The following is a 15,431-nucleotide window of genomic DNA, read 5'->3' on the forward strand; positions in this document are numbered from 1 at the left end:
ACATATAGGGCCCGCATCAAGAGAAACCCGCAGCTTTTACCAACCGCGGCGGGCCGTCGCAGATCGGCGACGCTTGCTGCGAGCCGACACGGGTTACCGCCCCAAACCGCCTCCTCGCTCAGCTGCCGGCGGTCATCAATGACTGTACGCGGGCGTAGAGATCGGTGCCGCGACCGACCAGATACTGGCCTTTCAGGCGGTAATCGCCCGGTACGCCGCGGATATCGACGATCGACAGGCCGGCGCGATCCTGATGGCCGCGCTCGGACATCAGTGCGCAGATTCGCGAAATCGTGCCGTCCTTGAGGCCCGTGCGCTCCGAAAGCTCGCGCTGGGTGATGCCGGGTTTGCCCCCGATCTGCAGCAACACGAGGATCTGGTTGGCAGTGATTTCGGGGTGAATCTCCCGAAACGCGTCGAGAATAAGAGAGAGTCGTTCGAGCCAACCGGCATCTTCGGTCGTCGTCATGATGGAGAAGGCAGCCTCGTCATGCAGCAAATGGGAACTCAGTCTTAGGAGCCGAATCTCGGACACCTCAAGCATCACGTTGTCGCAGACCGCTGGACAGCGCGCGGCGAACGTGGTCCGCATCACACATGTTCGATCAGCCGCCTGCCCTGTCCCGCCGCACCGTGCTCGCCGGCCTCGGCGCCGTAACGGTCGCGCCAACGCTGCCGATCCAGGCCGCGGCTGCGCCGGCACGCAAGACGCTGCTGCTCCGCGCCGCCATGGGCTCGGTCGTGCTGAAGCCGGGGGCGGCTGCGGTGGCGCGGCCGATCTTGAGCCTCGAAGGCCCGCCGCTGCTGCGCGGCGACGAGGTCACGGTACAGTTCGACAACAAGCTCGCCGAGCCGGCGCTGCTGACGCTGCGCGGCCTCGGCGGCGCCGGGGCGGCCGAGCCGCTGGTGAAGATGCAGCCGGTCCCGCCCGGCGGCAGCGACAGCTTCCTGCTCACCTTACGGTCGGCCGGCACCCTGCTCGCCGACCTCCGGCTGGCCGCCGACGCCGGACCGGCACCGATGCCGGCGCTGCCGCTGATCGTCACCGAGCCGGAGCCGCCGCAGGCCGACGGCGATCAGGTGGTGCTGATCGAAGACTACCGCCTCGGCGACGACGGCAAGCCGCGCCCCGCCGGTGTCGATGCCGGCGCGACGCCGTGGCTCTACACGGTCAATGGCAAACCGTCGGCGGAGTTTGCCGTGCGGACCAACGGCCGATTTAGATTCCGCTTCATCAACGCCTGCCAACGCAATGTGATCGCGCTCAAAATCGAGGATCACAACGTCTGGGTGATGGCCCTCGACAGCCAGCCGGCGGAGCCGTTCCTGGCGCGCGGCGGTGCGCTGGTGATCGCGCCGGGCGGCCGAGTCGATACGCTGATCGACACCCCAAAGGCTGCCGGATCGCGGGCGGCGATCACTCTGCACGATGGCGGCAAGCCGACCGAGCTCGGCAAGCTGGTCTATGCCGGCGATCCGCTCCGCCCGGCGCCGCTGCCGCAGCCGGCGCCGCTGCCGGCCGCAGGCCTTCCAACCCAGCTGCCGCTCGGCGGAGCGCTCCGAACCGAGCTGCTGCTCGGCGCCCTGGTCAATGCGCAGCTCGATTGGTTCGCGCCGGACAAGTTCAACCCGGCGGCCGGCCCAGCATTTCAGGTCAAGCGCGGCCGCACCGTGGTGCTGGCGCTGACCAACCACGCCACCATGCCGATGGTGTTTCACCTGCACGGCCATCACTTCCGGCTGCTCGACCGGCTCGATGACGGCTGGAAACCATTCTGGCTGGATACGCTGGCGATCGACGCCGGCCAGACCCAGCGCATCGCCTTTGCGGCGGAGTATCCCGGGCTCTGGCTGATCGAGTCCTACGCAGCGAAATGGTCGGAGCCGCGGCTGGTGCGGAGCTATCTCGTCACCTGAGAGTCCGGCTCCAAGCCCCGGGGGAATCGAGACTCTTTTTCGGAACCGTCAGTACTCGATGCCGAGCGCGTCATAGACCCGGCGGTGCACCGCCGGCAGGGTCTCGGTCAGATCCTCGGCGATCAGGCCCGGACCGGCCTCGCACGCCGCCTCGCCGTGCATCCACACGCCGATACAGGCAGCCTCGAACGCCGGGACGCGCTGCGCCAGCAGGCCGGTGATGATCCCGGTCAGCACGTCGCCTGAGCCGGCGGTCGCCAGCCACGGCGGCGCATTGGCGGCGATCGCCGCCCGGCCGTCCGGCGACGCCACCACCGTATCGGCGCCCTTGAGCAGCACCACGGCCCCGGAGCGCTGCGCCGCTACGCGAACTCGTTCAAGCTTCGAGCGAAGTGGATTTTTGTTGCTCATATCGCTGAACAGGCGCGGAAATTCGCCTTCGTGGGGCGTCAGCACGACCTGCGGGTTGCTGGACGATTTGATCGCCTCGAACAATTCCTCCGGATGCCCGGCGAAGCTGGTCAGCGCGTCGGCGTCGAGCACCACCGCGGCGCCGGCAGCCAGCGCCGCCAGCACCTTGCCGCGGGTCTCATCGCCAATCCCGGCGCCTGGCCCGATCCCGATGGCGTTGAAACGGCGGTCGGCCAACATGGTGCCGAGCTCCTCCGGCGTATCAACCGGCCGCACCATCACCGCAGTCAGCGCCGCCGCATTCACGGCCAGCGCGTCGCGCGGCGACGCCACGGTCACCAGACCCGCGCCGGCACGGAGCGCGCCCCGCGCCGCCAGCCGCGCCGCCCCCGTCTGCGACAGCTCACCCGACACCACCACCGCGTGGCCGCGGCCGTATTTGTGGCCGTCGGCACGCGGCACCGGAAAGTTGGGAAGCCACAAATCGGGATCGTTTTCGAACGCCTGCGGCCGGATTTCGCCCAGCACCCCGGGCTCGATGCCGATGTCGACCAGCCGGACCTGACCGCAATGCAGCCGGCCGGGCAGCAGCAGGTGGCCGATCTTGCGGCGGAAGAAGGTGACGGTCTCGCGCGCCCGGATCGCCGCGCCCATCACGGCGCCGGTGGCGCCATTGATGCCGCTCGGCAGGTCGACCGCCAGCACCGGCACGCCGCTGTGGTTCACCGCCTCGATCACCTCGAGCGCCTGATCCTTCACCGGCCGGTTGAGGCCGGAGCCGAACAGCGCGTCGATGATCAGCGCCGGCGAGCCGATCGACTGGGTGAGGAATGGCAGCAGCGGCCCCTTCCACTCCCGCGCCGCCAGTGCCGCATCGCCCCTCAATGCCTCGCGTTCGCCGAGCAGCATCACGTGCACGGTGCGGCCGAGTGCAACCAATTCGGTCGCGGCAATCAGCCCGTCGCCGCCGTTGTTGCCGGGACCGGCGATCACCAGGATCGGACCTTCTTCGGCCAGATCGATCGCCGCCTGGGCGACGTGGCGGCCGGCATGCAGCATCAGCGCGAAGCCTGACGATCCGCCTGCGATCGTCAAAAGGTCGGCGCGGTCCATTTCAGCGGGCGTCAACAGTTCCATGCCCAATTCCCGGTACAGTCGCCTGCAGCGAAGGCAGCATCAACGGTGCGAGACCGGACAAAACCTTCAAATGCACAATTCATAGGCCGATTGCTGAACAATTGATCAGGCAAAGCCCATTTTGCATCCGCTGAGTGAACGCTGCGGGCGATTAATATCCTGATAAAGCTTCACAATCGGCCGGTGCGCAAATTGGCACGGACCCTGCTTTTACGGAAGCCAGTTTCGATCCCTCGCGCTCGCCTCTTTGAGGCGGGGTCTGCGCGACCGTTTTCCGAGTTCCGGCCTGGCGGGATTTGGGGATGGTGTTGCTCACCCAGTCGGCCGCGGTGTTATCGATCAACTGCGCAGCGTCGCGCAATCTGGCATACACATGCCGACTCACGACGTGGGAAGTCCGGGGAGAGTGTAAGTGAAGAAGATCGAAGCCATCATCAAGCCGTTCAAGCTCGACGAGGTCAAAGAAGCGCTGCAGGAAGTCGGATTGCAGGGGATCACGGTCACGGAAGCCAAGGGCTTCGGCCGGCAGAAGGGCCACGCCGAATTGTATCGCGGCGCGGAATACATCGTCGACTTCCTGCCCAAGGTGAAGATCGAGATCGTGATCGCCGACGACCTGGTCGAGAAAGCGATCGACGCCATCCGGCGCGCCGCCCAGACCGGCCGCATCGGCGACGGCAAGATTTTCGTTTCCAACATTGAAGAAGCCATCCGCATCAGGACGGGCGAATCCGGACTGGACGCCATCTAAGCACCCGGCCTATCAACCCTCGCCTGATCGCATCACCTGGCGGCCGATCCGGCCGCCATTTCACGACGACCCGTAGCAAAGGGGTACTCATGACGACCGCTAAAGAAGTCCTGAAATCCATCAAGGACAACGACGTGAAATACGTCGATCTGCGTTTCACCGATCCGCGCGGCAAGTGGCAGCATGTCACTTTCGACGTGTCGATGATCGACGAGGACATCTTCTCCGAAGGCACCATGTTCGACGGTTCTTCGATCGCAGGTTGGAAGGCGATCAATGAGTCCGACATGACCCTGATGCCGGATCCGTCGACCGCGACGATCGACCCGTTCTTCGCAGAGACCACCATGGTGATCACCTGCGACATTCTCGAGCCGTCGACCGGCGAGCCCTACAACCGCGATCCGCGCGGCATCGCCAAGAAGGCGGAAGCCCAGGTCAAGGCGCTCGGCATCGGCGACTCCGTGTTCGTCGGCCCCGAAGCCGAGTTCTTCGTGTTCGACGACGTGCGCTATTCGGCGACCCCGTACAACACCGGCTTCAAGCTCGACTCGTCGGAACTGCCGACCAACTCGGACACCGAGTACGAAGGCGGCAACCTCGGCCACCGCATCCGCACCAAGGCCGGTTACTTCCCGGTTCCGCCGCAGGATTCCGTGCAGGACATGCGCTCGGAGATGCTCGGCGCGATGGCCAAGATGGGCGTCAAGGTCGAGAAGCATCACCACGAAGTCGCTTCGGCCCAGCACGAGCTCGGCATGAAGTTCGACACCCTGACCCACATGGCCGACCAGATGCAGATCTACAAGTACTGCATCCATCAGGTCGCCCACATCTACGGCAAGACCGCGACCTTCATGCCGAAGCCGGTTTACGGCGACAACGGCTCGGGCATGCACGTGCACCAGTCGATCTGGAAGGACGGCAAGCCGACCTTCGCCGGCAACAAGTACGCCGACCTGTCGGAAACCTGCCTCCACTACATCGGCGGCATCATCAAGCACGCCAAGGCGATCAACGCCTTCACCAACCCGTCGACCAACTCCTACAAGCGTCTGGTCCCGGGCTATGAAGCGCCGGTGCTGCTGGCCTACTCGGCCCGCAACCGCTCGGCCTCGTGCCGCATCCCCTACACCACCTCGCCGAAGGCCAAGCGCGTCGAAGTCCGCTTCCCGGACCCGATGGCCAACCCGTATCTCGCCTTCGCGGCGATGCTGATGGCCGGCCTCGACGGCATCAAGAACAAGATCGATCCGGGTCCGGCGATGGACAAGGATCTGTACGACCTGCCGAAGGAAGAGCTGAAGCAGATCCCGACCGTTTGCGGCAGCCTGCGTGAAGCGCTCGAGAACCTCGACAAGGATCGCGCCTTCCTCAAGGCCGGCGGCGTGTTCGATGACGACTTCATCGACGCCTTCATCGAGCTGAAGATGACCGAAGTCGCGCGGTTCGAAATGACCCCGCACCCGGTCGAGTTCGAGATGTACTACTCGTACTAGTCGCTTCCGCGATACCAGTTAGGGAAAGGCGCTCCTCGCGGGGCGCCTTTTTCTTTTGGATGATGCGCTTCATCAAAAATAGAACCGCTCTCACAACGCCGTGCCGCGGCAGGCACTCTGGACGACCTCGTCGTCAGGACTCGGGGCGACCATCTCGAACCAGGCGCACAGGTGGTGCGTCCGCGTGAAAACATGAAGGCCCCCCTATGCCTGCGACAGCGGCCATCGCGTGCGGGCGAGCACGATTGATCCAGCGCAAAGTCTCATTCATTCGAATGAATTAAACAGACGCCAATGAGGCGTCGACGATGAAGTCCAACGGCCACACCGCCCTGCTCCGGCCCGCGCTCGGCTCGCAAAGCCACGACACGCGCGCCCGGATGATCGAGGCGGCGATCGAGGTGTTCGGCTCGGTCGGCTACCACGGCGCCACCACCCGCCAGCTCGCCGAGCGGGCCAAAGTCAATCAGGCGGCGATCCCCTATCACTTCGGCGGCAAGCGCGAGCTGTACCTCGCCGCCGCGCAAGCGATCGCCGACTACATGCGATCCCGGATCGAGCCGCTGATCGACCAGCTCCGCACGGCCAGCGCCGATCCCGCCCGTCACATCGACGCGGTGGTGATGCGCTTCTTCCAGTTCATCGCCGGCGACGAAGAGCCCGAGGCCTGGACGGTGTTCTTCGTCCGCTGCGAGCGCGACGCCGACGATGCCTTCCGCATCATCTATTACCAGTCGGTCGCGCGGTTTCAGGCCGCCCTGATCGCCGAAGTGGCCGCCGCCACCGGACGTTCGCCGGACGACGAGGACCTGAAGGTCCGTGTCGCGATCGTGCTCGGCGCGATCTCCAACTTCCGCACCATGCGCAACGTCATGCTGAGTTCACTCGGCTGGGACACATTCGACGCCGAGCGAAAGCGGACCGTCGAGACGGCCGTCCGGCGGCTGGCGCTGGCCGAACTGCTCGGCATCGGCGCAGGCGCCCCGTCCGACGTCCATCCCCCGCTCGGCTCCGCGTTCGGAGCCCAACCATCACCCACGGCCTGACTTCAAAAGGAAGCTGCCATGACCAAGCCCGATCTCACTCAAGCCTATCTGGAATGGACCAAGCAGAAACTCGACGAGTCCGCCGCGACGATCGCCAAGATCGAGGAAGCGGCCGCCAAGCTCGGCGACGCCTCGAGCGCCAAGGCGCAGGAAGCCCTTGCGCAGCTCCGCACCGCGCGTGACGCTTTCCAGGCCCAAGTCAACGCACTGCAGGCCGATCTCGGCGCCTCCAAGCAGGTGACCGACGCCGCGCTGTCGGCGGTCTCGGCGCAGTGGAACGAGGTCGAACTGGCGTTCCAGAAATTCCTCGGCACCGCCGGCGATCAGGCCGGGCTGGTCAAGGATGCGCTCGCCGCCCGCGCTGAAGCGCAACGGCAATCGTTCCTGTCGTCGCTGGAGACGATCCAGACCGGCACCGCCGCAGCGCTCGAACAGGGCCGCAAGGAAATGGAATCCCAGCTCCGCCGCTGGACCGAAGAAACCGAAAAGACGCTCGGCCCGAAGCTGACGCAACTGTCGGCCGCCGGCGACGAGACCTGGAACGCGCTCAAGGCCGGCCTCGACGAGACCGCCGCGGTGTACGAGAAGACCTGGGCCCGGATCTCGCAGGCGTTCACCCCGAAGAAGTAACAGCAGACAATCTGCTCTTCCCCCTCGCCTCGAATGCTTCATCGATCAGCTGAAGCGATAGCGCCAACGAAGCACGGGCTCCTCATCCTGAGGAGCCCGGCGGAGCCGGGCGTCTCGAAGGATGAAGGCACCGCACGGGCTCGCGGCCCATGGTTCGAGACGGCGCTTCGCGCCTCCTCACCATGAGGTCTTAAAGCGAGCTTACGTCGCCGCTACGCGCCCAGCACCTCGGGTGCCGCGGCGATCGCCTCGTACACCGTCTCGATCTCTGCCGCCGTGCTGCAATAGGGCGGCATCAGGTAGATAGTGTTGCCGAGCGGACGGACCAACAGGCCGCGGGCGATGAAGTACGCGTACAGCCGTGGCCCGACGTCGGCGAGATAACCGCTGTCGCCGACCTCGAGATCGACCGCCGCGATGGTGCCGATCTGGCGGACGTTGGCGAAGCGCGTGTCGTCGCGAAAACGATCGAGCGCGCGGGCGTGAACCGCGGCGAGATCGCCGATCCGCTGCCGCACCGGCTCGCTTGCCCACACCTGAAGATTAGCCAGCGCCGCGGCGCAGGCGATCGGATTGGCGGTGTAGGAGCTGGAGTGAAAGAACGTCTTGCGCCGGTCGGTCGAGAAATGCGCGTCGAAGATCTCGCGCCGGCACATCGTCACCGCAAGCGGCACCGAGCCGCCGGTCAGTCCTTTGGAGTAGCAGGCAATGTCGGGCACGACGTTCGCCTGTTCGCACGCGAACAGCGTGCCGGTGCGGCCCCAGCCGGTCATGACTTCGTCGGCGATCAGCAGCACGCCACGCGCCTTGCAGATCCGCGCCATCTCGGCCAGCACCCACGGCGGATAGATCAGCATCCCGCCGGCCCCGAGCACCAGCGGCTCGACGATCAGCGCCGCCACCGCCTCGGCGCGGCACGCCTGCTCCAGCGCGTCGAGCGTCGCCTGCTCGGCTCCCGCGCGCGGAAACGGCAGCCGGCTGACGTCGAACAGCAGCGGATCGTAGGGCGCGTTGAACACGCCGCGTTCGCCGACCGACATGCCGCCGATGGTGTCGCCGTGATACGCGCCCTCCAGCGCCAGAATGCGCCGCCGGTTTTCACCGGAATGCAGCCAATAGCCGAGCGCCATCTTCAAGCCGACCTCGACCGAGGTCGAGCCGCTGTCGGAGTAGAACACGTGCGTCAGCTCGGGCGGCGTGATCTCGACCAGGCGCTGCGCAAGCTGTTCGGCCGGCGGATGGGTGAAGCCGGCGAAGATGATCTGATCGAGCTGATCGGCCTGCTGCTTGATCGCCGAGATGATGGTCGGATGGCGATGGCCATGCGTCACCACCCACCATGAACTGATCGCATCGAAGATCCGCCGTCCGTCATCGGCTTGAAGCCAGGCGCCCTCGCTGTGCACGATCGTCGGGGTTTCACCCTGCACCGCATGCTGGGTGAACGGATGCCAGACCGGCGAGGTGTGGCTCATGGCGCGTCTCCAACAAAGTCCCGCGGATCGAACGCCGCCGCGAATGCAGCACGCAGCGCGGCCGCCTCGAGCGAAGCCAGCCGCGGCAATCGGCCAAGCCGGCGGGTGCGGCCGAGCTCGGTGATGATCTGTTCGGAGTCGGCGTTTTCGTCGCCGAGGAAGGCGACGCCGAGCAGCGGAATGTCGCGCGCCCGAATCGCCTCGATCGACAGCAGCGTGTGGTTGATCGTGCCGAGCGAGGTGCGGGCACACAGCACCAGCGGTGCTTTCCAGCGCGCGAATACGTCGATGTAAGTCACCTCGCGCGTCAGCGGCACCATCAGTCCGCCGGCGCCCTCGACCACCAGCGGACGCGGTACCGCGGGCAATTCGAGCGCGTTGCAGTCGATGCTGACGCCGTCGATCGCCGCGGCGAGATGCGGCGACGCCGGCGTCTTCACCCGGTAGCGCTCCGGCAGGATGCGATCGGCGGCAAGTCCCGACAGCCGCTGCACCGCGCAGGCGTCGGTCTCGTCTTCGAGGCCGGACTGCACCGGCTTCCAATAGCTGGCATCCAGCGCGCCGGCGAGCGCAGCAGCAAACACGGTCTTGCCGATGCCGGTGTCGGTGCCGGTGACGACGATCCGCGCGCTCATGCCGCCGCCCTCATGTCTTCGGCGAGTGCCGCGAACAGCGAGGCGATCACGTCCTCCGACAGATTGGCGCTGAGCGCGATGCGCAGCCGCGCGGTGCCTTCCGGCACCGTCGGGGGCCGGATCGCGCGGACGTCAAAGCCGCGCCGCTGCAGCGATGCCGCCAGCGCCACCGCGGTGGCATTGGCGCCGACAATGATCGGCAGGATGTGCGAGCCGGACGAGGTGATGCCGCAGCGCTGCTTCAATTCGCGGTCCGCGAACGCGACCAGCGATGCGAGCCGCTCCCGCCGCTCCGGCCGGGTACGGCTGATGCCGAGCGCCGCCCGCGTCACCGCAGCGATCAGCGGCGACGGCGCAGTGGCGAAGATGAACGGCCGCGCCCGGTTGACCAGGAAGTCGCGCACGATCTTCGGGCCGAGCACGAAGCCGCCCATGGTGCCGAGCGCCTTGCCGCAGGTGTGCAGCGTGATCACGTTGGCGCGGCCCTCGAATGAGGCGGCCAGCCCCCGCCCCTCCGGTCCGCAGACGCCGGTGGCATGCGCCTCGTCGATCACCAGAATGGCGTCGTGCCGATCCGCCACCGCGACCAGCTCGTCGAGCTGCGGGCTGTCGCCGTCCATGCTGTACACGCTTTCGACCGCGATCCAGGCGCGGCCGCGGCCACCGCCGGCTCGCCATTGCCGCAGCCGTGTATCGAAGGCATCGATGTCGCTATGTGGGATGCTTTCACAGGTCGCGCGGCCACGGCGCATGCCTTCGTGCACGCTGGCGTGGATCAGTTCGTCGTACAGCACGAGATCGCCACGCTGCGGCAGCGTCGCGAAGATCGCATGGTTGGCGCTGAAGCCGCCGCCGAGATACAGCGCACTCTCCGCACCGAAGTAATCGGCCGCTTCCGCTTCGAGCGCTTCGTGCTCTTCGTGATTACCACGCAGCAAGCGCGAACCGCCGGCTCCAACCGGGACGCCGCGCGCGATTGAATCGGCGGCGGCCTGGCGCAGTTCGTCGGACTCGGCGAGGCCGAGGTAATCGTTGGACGTGAAGTCGACGCCGGCGCGCGGCTGGAGCGTGCGTCGTCGCCCCGCATCCGCAAGTGAACGCAGGTCGGCTTCAAGGCTCTGGTACATTGATCTAGTCCTGGTGGTGCGGCAGCTTGCCGCAGAGCGGGCGCTGCCGTCGTTTGACCGCCGCAGGTGGTGTTATGCGGCGCACGGGCGGCCGCGGGCGGTGGGAACCACAGGCCGGCTCAGCGCGGCCCTTGCTTAGCGCGCGTCGTCGAGTTCGTCACTGTCCTCGTCATAGCCCCGCTCAGACGGGCCCATCACGATCTCGTGGCGCAGCGCCTCGAACCGGCGCCGGGTCTCCTGGTCGCGGGCCTCAATCAAGGCGATGGCATCGACACGCGACATCGGCCCGCTGGAAATCGGATGCACGCTGGCCCCGATGGTCTCGTCGACGAAATAACCACGGTCGTCGCGGCGCATGCGCCATTTGAAGCGCAGCGCATCCAGCGGTCCCGGGCCCTCGCGCGTATAGCGTTCGAGATCGTCGTCGCTGTCGTCGGGCTCCGGCACCGCTCCCGACGCGGGCTCGTCGGTCGTCTTCACCGGTTCAGCGGCGGACTCGGAGACATCGCTGTCGGACATTGCCTCGGCCGCAACAGGCTCGTCGCCCTGCGCGTCGGCATCGGACGACGGCGGGACAGAGGGCGAGCCCTCCTCCGGCACCACTTCGTCTCGCGCCGCCGCCTTGGCGTCGGGCTTTTCGAAGATGCTCGCGATCGCCGCGAGCGCTTCATCGGTCGGGTCGTTGGCAGTCAATACAAAGCTCCTCCAGTCGGCCTGAAGACAACACCAAGGCCGAACACGTCAACGCAGACAATGGTCGCTGGTTTCTATTTTGTGTGGCTATGTCGAGGCACAGACCGGTGGGCGCCGAGTTTTCCACGGCCGTTCACGCTCGAGCTGCGCAGCAAGACGCAACAGCGTGGCTTCGTCACCGAACCGGCCTGCGAACATCATGCCGATCGGCAGGCCGCTCGCACTCCAGGCCAGCGGCACTGACATCGACGGTTGTCCGGACATATTAGACAGGCTCGTGCCCGGAATATACCGACGAAGCGTCGGGCTGATCCCGGAGAGGTCGTGCGCCATGGTATCGATCTCGCCGATCCGCAGCGGCAGCGTGCAGAGTGTCGGCGACAAGAACACGTCGACGTTCGCGAAGAAATCAGCCATCGCGCGTGAGATCTGGAACGCGGCGAGCTGCGCCGCGCAATAATCGACACCGCTCGCTTTGCGTGCATTAGCGGCCGACGCCAGCGTCAGCACTTCGAAATCGCGCTCGGTCATGGCGCGGCCGACTGTCTGTTCGGCGAGCTGCACCGCAAGGCCGGTGTTGCAGGCAACGATGGTGGCGATCACTTGCGCCGGATCGGCAGGTAGTACCGGCGCGCGTTCTTCGACGTGGTGACCGAGGCCTTCGAGCAGCCTTGCGGTATCACGCACCGCCGCCGCGACTTCCGGATCGATCGCATCGCCATAGGTCGAGCAGTCGGTGAACGCGATCCGCAGCCGCCCCGGTTCGCGGCCGACTTCCTCCGCGAACGGACGCTCGGGCGGCGGCGCAACGTAAGGGCTCGATGGCTCCGGGCCGTGCAGCGCATCGAGCATCGCCGCACTATCACGGACGCTGATACTTACGACGTGACCGCAGGCGAAGCCGCCCCAGCCCTCGCCGCGATCCGGGCCGATCGGATTGCGTGCCCGCGTCGGCTTCAGCCCGAACACGCCGCAGGCGGAGGCCGGAATCCGGATCGAGCCGCCACCGTCGCTGGCATGCGCCACCGGCAAGATGCGCGCGGCGACGGCCGCCGCAGCACCGCCCGACGAGCCGCCGGAGGAATGATCCGTGTTCCACGGATTGCGGGTCGGGCCGTGCAGCCGCGACTCCGTGGTCGGCATCAGGCCGAATTCCGGGCTGGCGCTCTTGCCGAAGATCGTCACGCCGGCCGCGAGAAACCGTCCCGCCAGCGTGCCGGTGTGGGGCGCGACGAAATCCTTGTAGAGGCTGGCACCGAAGGTCGTGCGGGTGCCGGCGAGCAGGTCGAGATCCTTCAAGACAAACGGCACCCCGCTGAACGGCCCCTGCGGCAGACCGGCTTCGATCTGCTTGCGCGCGTAATCGTCGTGCCGGACCACCACCGCATTCAGCGTGGGATCGAGCGCATCGGTCCGCGCGATGGCTTCGTCGAGCAATTCGGCAGGGGTAACCTGTTTGCTGCGGACCAGTTCGGCGAGCCCGACGCCGTCGTAATCGCCGTACTCCTTGAACGCCATGATGGACCTCTCCCCGAATCTTGTTTTGGTGATGATGCAATGATGTTTGAGGCGTCATTGCGAGCGAAGCGACGAAGCAATCCAATCTCGGGACTTGCGGCCCTGGATTGCTTCGCGGAGCCTGTGCTCGGACGGCGCGGAACGCCGATCCGGGTGCTCGCAGTGACGCGCGCTAAGGTGATGAGCGCTGAGGGGCCAACTAACCGAGCACGTCCTGATTGACGACGTTGACGCGGATCGGATCGCCGTCGAGCACGCTCAGCATGTTGCGGGCGGTCTGCTCGCCCATCCGGTCGAGCGCTTCGCGGGTGACGCCGGCGACGTGCGGCGCGATGATCACGTTGGGCAGATCGAACAGCTTGTGGCCGTGCGGCGGCGGCTCCTGCTCGAACACGTCTAACCCGGCGCCGGCGAGCTTGCCGGCGAGCAGCGCCTCGTACAGCGCCTGCTCGACCGCAATGCCGCCGCGCGCTGTGTTGATAAGATACGCGGTCGGCTTCATCTTCGACAGAAGCGCCGCGTCGAACAGCCCGGTGGTCTCCGCCGTCTTCGGGCAGTGCAGGCTGACGAAATCGGCCTCCGGCAGCGCCGCGGCGAGATCGTCCACTACCTTGCAGCCGGCCGCTTCGATCGCTGCCGCGGCCACGTAAGGGTCGTACACCAGCACGGTCATTTCCATCGCCAGGCAGCGCTTGGCGGTGCGGGTGCCGATCCGGCCGAAGCCGACGATCAGCACCGTCTTGCCGAACAGATCGAACGGCAGCAGCCCGAGCCGCGTCGCCCAGGCGCCGGTCTTCACCAGCGCGTGCAGCTCGGCGCCGCGCTTGGCCAGCGTCAGCATCATGAACAGCGCCTGCTCGGCGACCGACGGCGAATTCGTCGTGCCGGCAGTCATCAGCGGCACCTTGCGCTTGTTCAGCGCCGGCACGTCGATCGCATCAAAGCCGACGCCGATCCGCGCCACCACGCGCATCTCCTGCGCCGCGTCGAGTTCGCGCTCGCCGAACCTTGTGGCGCCGAGCGCGACGCCGTGCACCGGCGCCTCGGCGCGCAACAGCGCGTCGAAATCCTCCGCCGAAATCATGTTGGGAAATTCGATCATCTCGATATCGCCGCGTTCGGCGATCAGCGCCCTGCCCCGCTGCGACAACGATTCCGTCACCAGCAGCTTCTTCGTGTTGGACGTCATGTCATGCCCCTGGGGTCTTGTTCGTTGTCCGCGCCGCTCGTGAGATGGCGGCGACGGCATTTTGTATCAGGCCGCGCGCGGCGCGGTCCACCGGCAATTGCCGTGGATCAGGACCGCGTCGCCAGCGCCACGCCGGTCAGCGTCATCACCAGCGCGGCGATCTGGCCGACGCCGAGCGGCTCGTGCAGCGCGACCGCCGAGGCGATGACGCCGATCACCGGCGTCGCCATGGTGCCGATCGCCGCGACCGATGCCGGCAGCCGCTGCAACGCGGCGAACCAGCAGACGTAAGCAACGCAGAACTGGATCACGACGAGATACACCAGCCCGACCCAGCCGAGCGGCGTCAGCACCGAAGCGTGCGGGATCTCGAAGGCGAGCCCGATCACCGCCACCGGAATGCAGCCGAGCCCGATCTGCCACGCCGCCGACGTGGCGCCGGGCAGCGCGATCGGAAACCGCTTCAGGAAGATGGTGCCGAGCGCGAAGCCGAGCGCGCCGGTGAGCGCCAGCAGGATGCCGGGCAGCTTCGTCATGCTGGCGGCGAAGCCCGCCGCGCCCATCAACGCCGCGATGCCGCCGAACGCCAGTGCCAGTGCCGCGACCCGCCGCAGCGTCAGCCGCTCGCCGAGCAGCGGCCAGGCGAGCAGCGCGGTCCACACCGGCATTGTGTAAGCGATCACCGCGGTCTCTCCGGCCGGCAGCCACAGCAGCGCCAGCCCCATCACCGCCATCCACAGCGTGACGTTGAAGAATGCCGACACCACCAGCCGCAGCCGCTGGTCGCGCGGCACGGAGAGGCTGTCGCCGCGCAGCGCCGCATAGCCGAACAGCGCCAGTGAGCCGGCGATGCCGGTCAGGCCGCGCAGCGGCAGCGGCGGCCACTGCGCGATCAGATATTTGGTGACCGGCCAGCTCAGGCCCCAGGCCACCGTGGTCACGGTCAGGAACACCAGGCCGCCGGACGCGATGCGGCCGCGCGCGGGAATCGGAGAAGGATCGGACATGGAAAACCCGGCAGGAGGAGCGCGCAGAATGCCGGTGTTGGGCCCCCGGCGCCACCCGTAATCAGACACCTTTTGGCCGTCTCTCCTGAGTCGGGTTTGGCAAGCCCCTGGAGCGAAAAAATACCTGTCCTGTGAACAGCGGGTGCAGCCGCGATCGGCGGCGCCGCGCCGCGTTTTTGATCTTTGGAATCTCTGAGGACTCACCGATACTTGACCGGGTCAGGGCGAGCCACGGCCCCTGTTTTCCACCCTAATCCACCACATTTAGTATTTGATTCAGGAACCCGCACTATTGCTTGACGGGTCGGACGGAGTCGGCCTAGCTTCAGGGCCGTCCAGCGAGGGAGTGTTTTTGTCCCGCCGGACGTTTCCCAGAAGGGTCCAGACCGACCACCT

Annotated in this window: 14 protein-coding genes; 5 read left to right on the plus strand and 9 right to left on the minus strand. The window is 66.6% G+C overall.

Annotated elements, in window-relative coordinates; translation table 11 throughout:
* Positions 1–118: 118 nt before the first annotated feature.
* The gene (locus VRZ08_RS02265) at positions 119–592 is read right to left on the minus strand and encodes a MarR family transcriptional regulator (RefSeq protein ID WP_414531437.1); all 474 of its coding nucleotides are present in this window, start codon (positions 590–592) and stop codon (positions 119–121) included.
* 5 nt (positions 593–597) lie between these two features.
* Between VRZ08_RS02265 and VRZ08_RS02270 the strand changes: the two genes are divergently transcribed.
* The gene (locus tag VRZ08_RS02270) at positions 598–1,917 is read left to right on the plus strand and encodes a multicopper oxidase family protein (RefSeq protein ID WP_414531438.1); all 1,320 of its coding nucleotides are present in this window, start codon (positions 598–600) and stop codon (positions 1,915–1,917) included.
* Positions 1,918–1,965: 48 nt separating this feature from the next.
* On the opposite strand, the gene VRZ08_RS02275 is transcribed toward VRZ08_RS02270, so the two are convergent.
* A complete protein-coding gene (locus VRZ08_RS02275) occupies positions 1,966–3,465 on the minus strand; it encodes an NAD(P)H-hydrate dehydratase (protein ID WP_414531439.1) in 1,500 nt (499 codons plus the stop codon).
* Between the two features lie 412 nt (positions 3,466–3,877).
* Here VRZ08_RS02275 and VRZ08_RS02280 point away from each other — a divergent pair, with 412 nt between their 5' ends.
* The 4 genes from VRZ08_RS02280 (at position 3,878) to VRZ08_RS02295 (ending at position 7,391) form a co-directional block, all read left to right on the plus strand.
* Complete coding sequence (locus VRZ08_RS02280; protein ID WP_011158515.1) at positions 3,878–4,216, plus strand: P-II family nitrogen regulator; 339 nt, start codon at positions 3,878–3,880, stop codon at positions 4,214–4,216.
* Between the two features lie 89 nt (positions 4,217–4,305).
* Positions 4,306–5,715: a type I glutamate--ammonia ligase gene (gene glnA, locus VRZ08_RS02285; protein ID WP_107344859.1), complete on the plus strand. Its 1,410-nt coding sequence runs from the start codon at positions 4,306–4,308 to the stop codon at positions 5,713–5,715.
* 308 nt (positions 5,716–6,023) lie between these two features.
* A complete protein-coding gene (locus VRZ08_RS02290) occupies positions 6,024–6,761 on the plus strand; it encodes a CerR family C-terminal domain-containing protein (RefSeq protein ID WP_414531440.1) in 738 nt (245 codons plus the stop codon).
* A gap of 18 nt (positions 6,762–6,779) precedes the next feature.
* On the plus strand, positions 6,780–7,391 hold the full coding sequence (locus VRZ08_RS02295; protein WP_414531441.1) for a hypothetical protein: 612 nt from the start codon (positions 6,780–6,782) through the stop codon (positions 7,389–7,391).
* 212 nt (positions 7,392–7,603) lie between these two features.
* On the opposite strand, the gene VRZ08_RS02300 is transcribed toward VRZ08_RS02295, so the two are convergent.
* The 7 genes from VRZ08_RS02300 to VRZ08_RS02330 form a co-directional block, all read right to left on the minus strand.
* On the minus strand, positions 7,604–8,866 hold the full coding sequence (locus VRZ08_RS02300; RefSeq protein ID WP_414531442.1) for an adenosylmethionine--8-amino-7-oxononanoate transaminase: 1,263 nt from the start codon (positions 8,864–8,866) through the stop codon (positions 7,604–7,606).
* A complete protein-coding gene (gene bioD, locus VRZ08_RS02305) occupies positions 8,863–9,501 on the minus strand; it encodes a dethiobiotin synthase (RefSeq protein WP_414531443.1) in 639 nt (212 codons plus the stop codon). The genes VRZ08_RS02300 and bioD overlap by 4 nt, the downstream gene beginning before the upstream one ends.
* The gene (locus tag VRZ08_RS02310; RefSeq protein ID WP_414531444.1) at positions 9,498–10,628 is read right to left on the minus strand and encodes an 8-amino-7-oxononanoate synthase; all 1,131 of its coding nucleotides are present in this window, start codon (positions 10,626–10,628) and stop codon (positions 9,498–9,500) included. Before VRZ08_RS02310 ends, bioD begins: the two co-directional genes overlap by 4 nt.
* Positions 10,629–10,763: 135 nt before the next feature.
* Entirely contained in the window at positions 10,764–11,321 is a 558-nt protein-coding gene (locus tag VRZ08_RS02315; RefSeq protein ID WP_414531445.1) for a hypothetical protein, read from the minus strand.
* A gap of 87 nt (positions 11,322–11,408) precedes the next feature.
* Positions 11,409–12,839 carry an amidase gene (locus tag VRZ08_RS02320; protein ID WP_414531446.1) on the minus strand — a complete coding sequence of 477 codons (1,431 nt, stop codon included), beginning with the start codon at positions 12,837–12,839 and terminating at the stop codon, positions 11,409–11,411.
* Positions 12,840–13,038: 199 nt separating this feature from the next.
* The gene (locus VRZ08_RS02325) at positions 13,039–14,028 is read right to left on the minus strand and encodes a hydroxyacid dehydrogenase (RefSeq protein ID WP_414531447.1); all 990 of its coding nucleotides are present in this window, start codon (positions 14,026–14,028) and stop codon (positions 13,039–13,041) included.
* Positions 14,029–14,135: 107 nt separating this feature from the next.
* Positions 14,136–15,035 (minus strand): DMT family transporter, encoded by a 900-nt coding sequence (locus VRZ08_RS02330; RefSeq protein WP_414531448.1) that lies wholly within the window; start codon positions 15,033–15,035, stop codon positions 14,136–14,138.
* Positions 15,036–15,431: the final 396 nt, after the last annotated feature.

Origin of the sequence: Rhodopseudomonas sp. G2_2311, assembly GCF_047501505.1 — a bacterium.
Classification (GTDB): Bacteria; Pseudomonadota; Alphaproteobacteria; order Rhizobiales; family Xanthobacteraceae; genus Rhodopseudomonas; species Rhodopseudomonas palustris_H.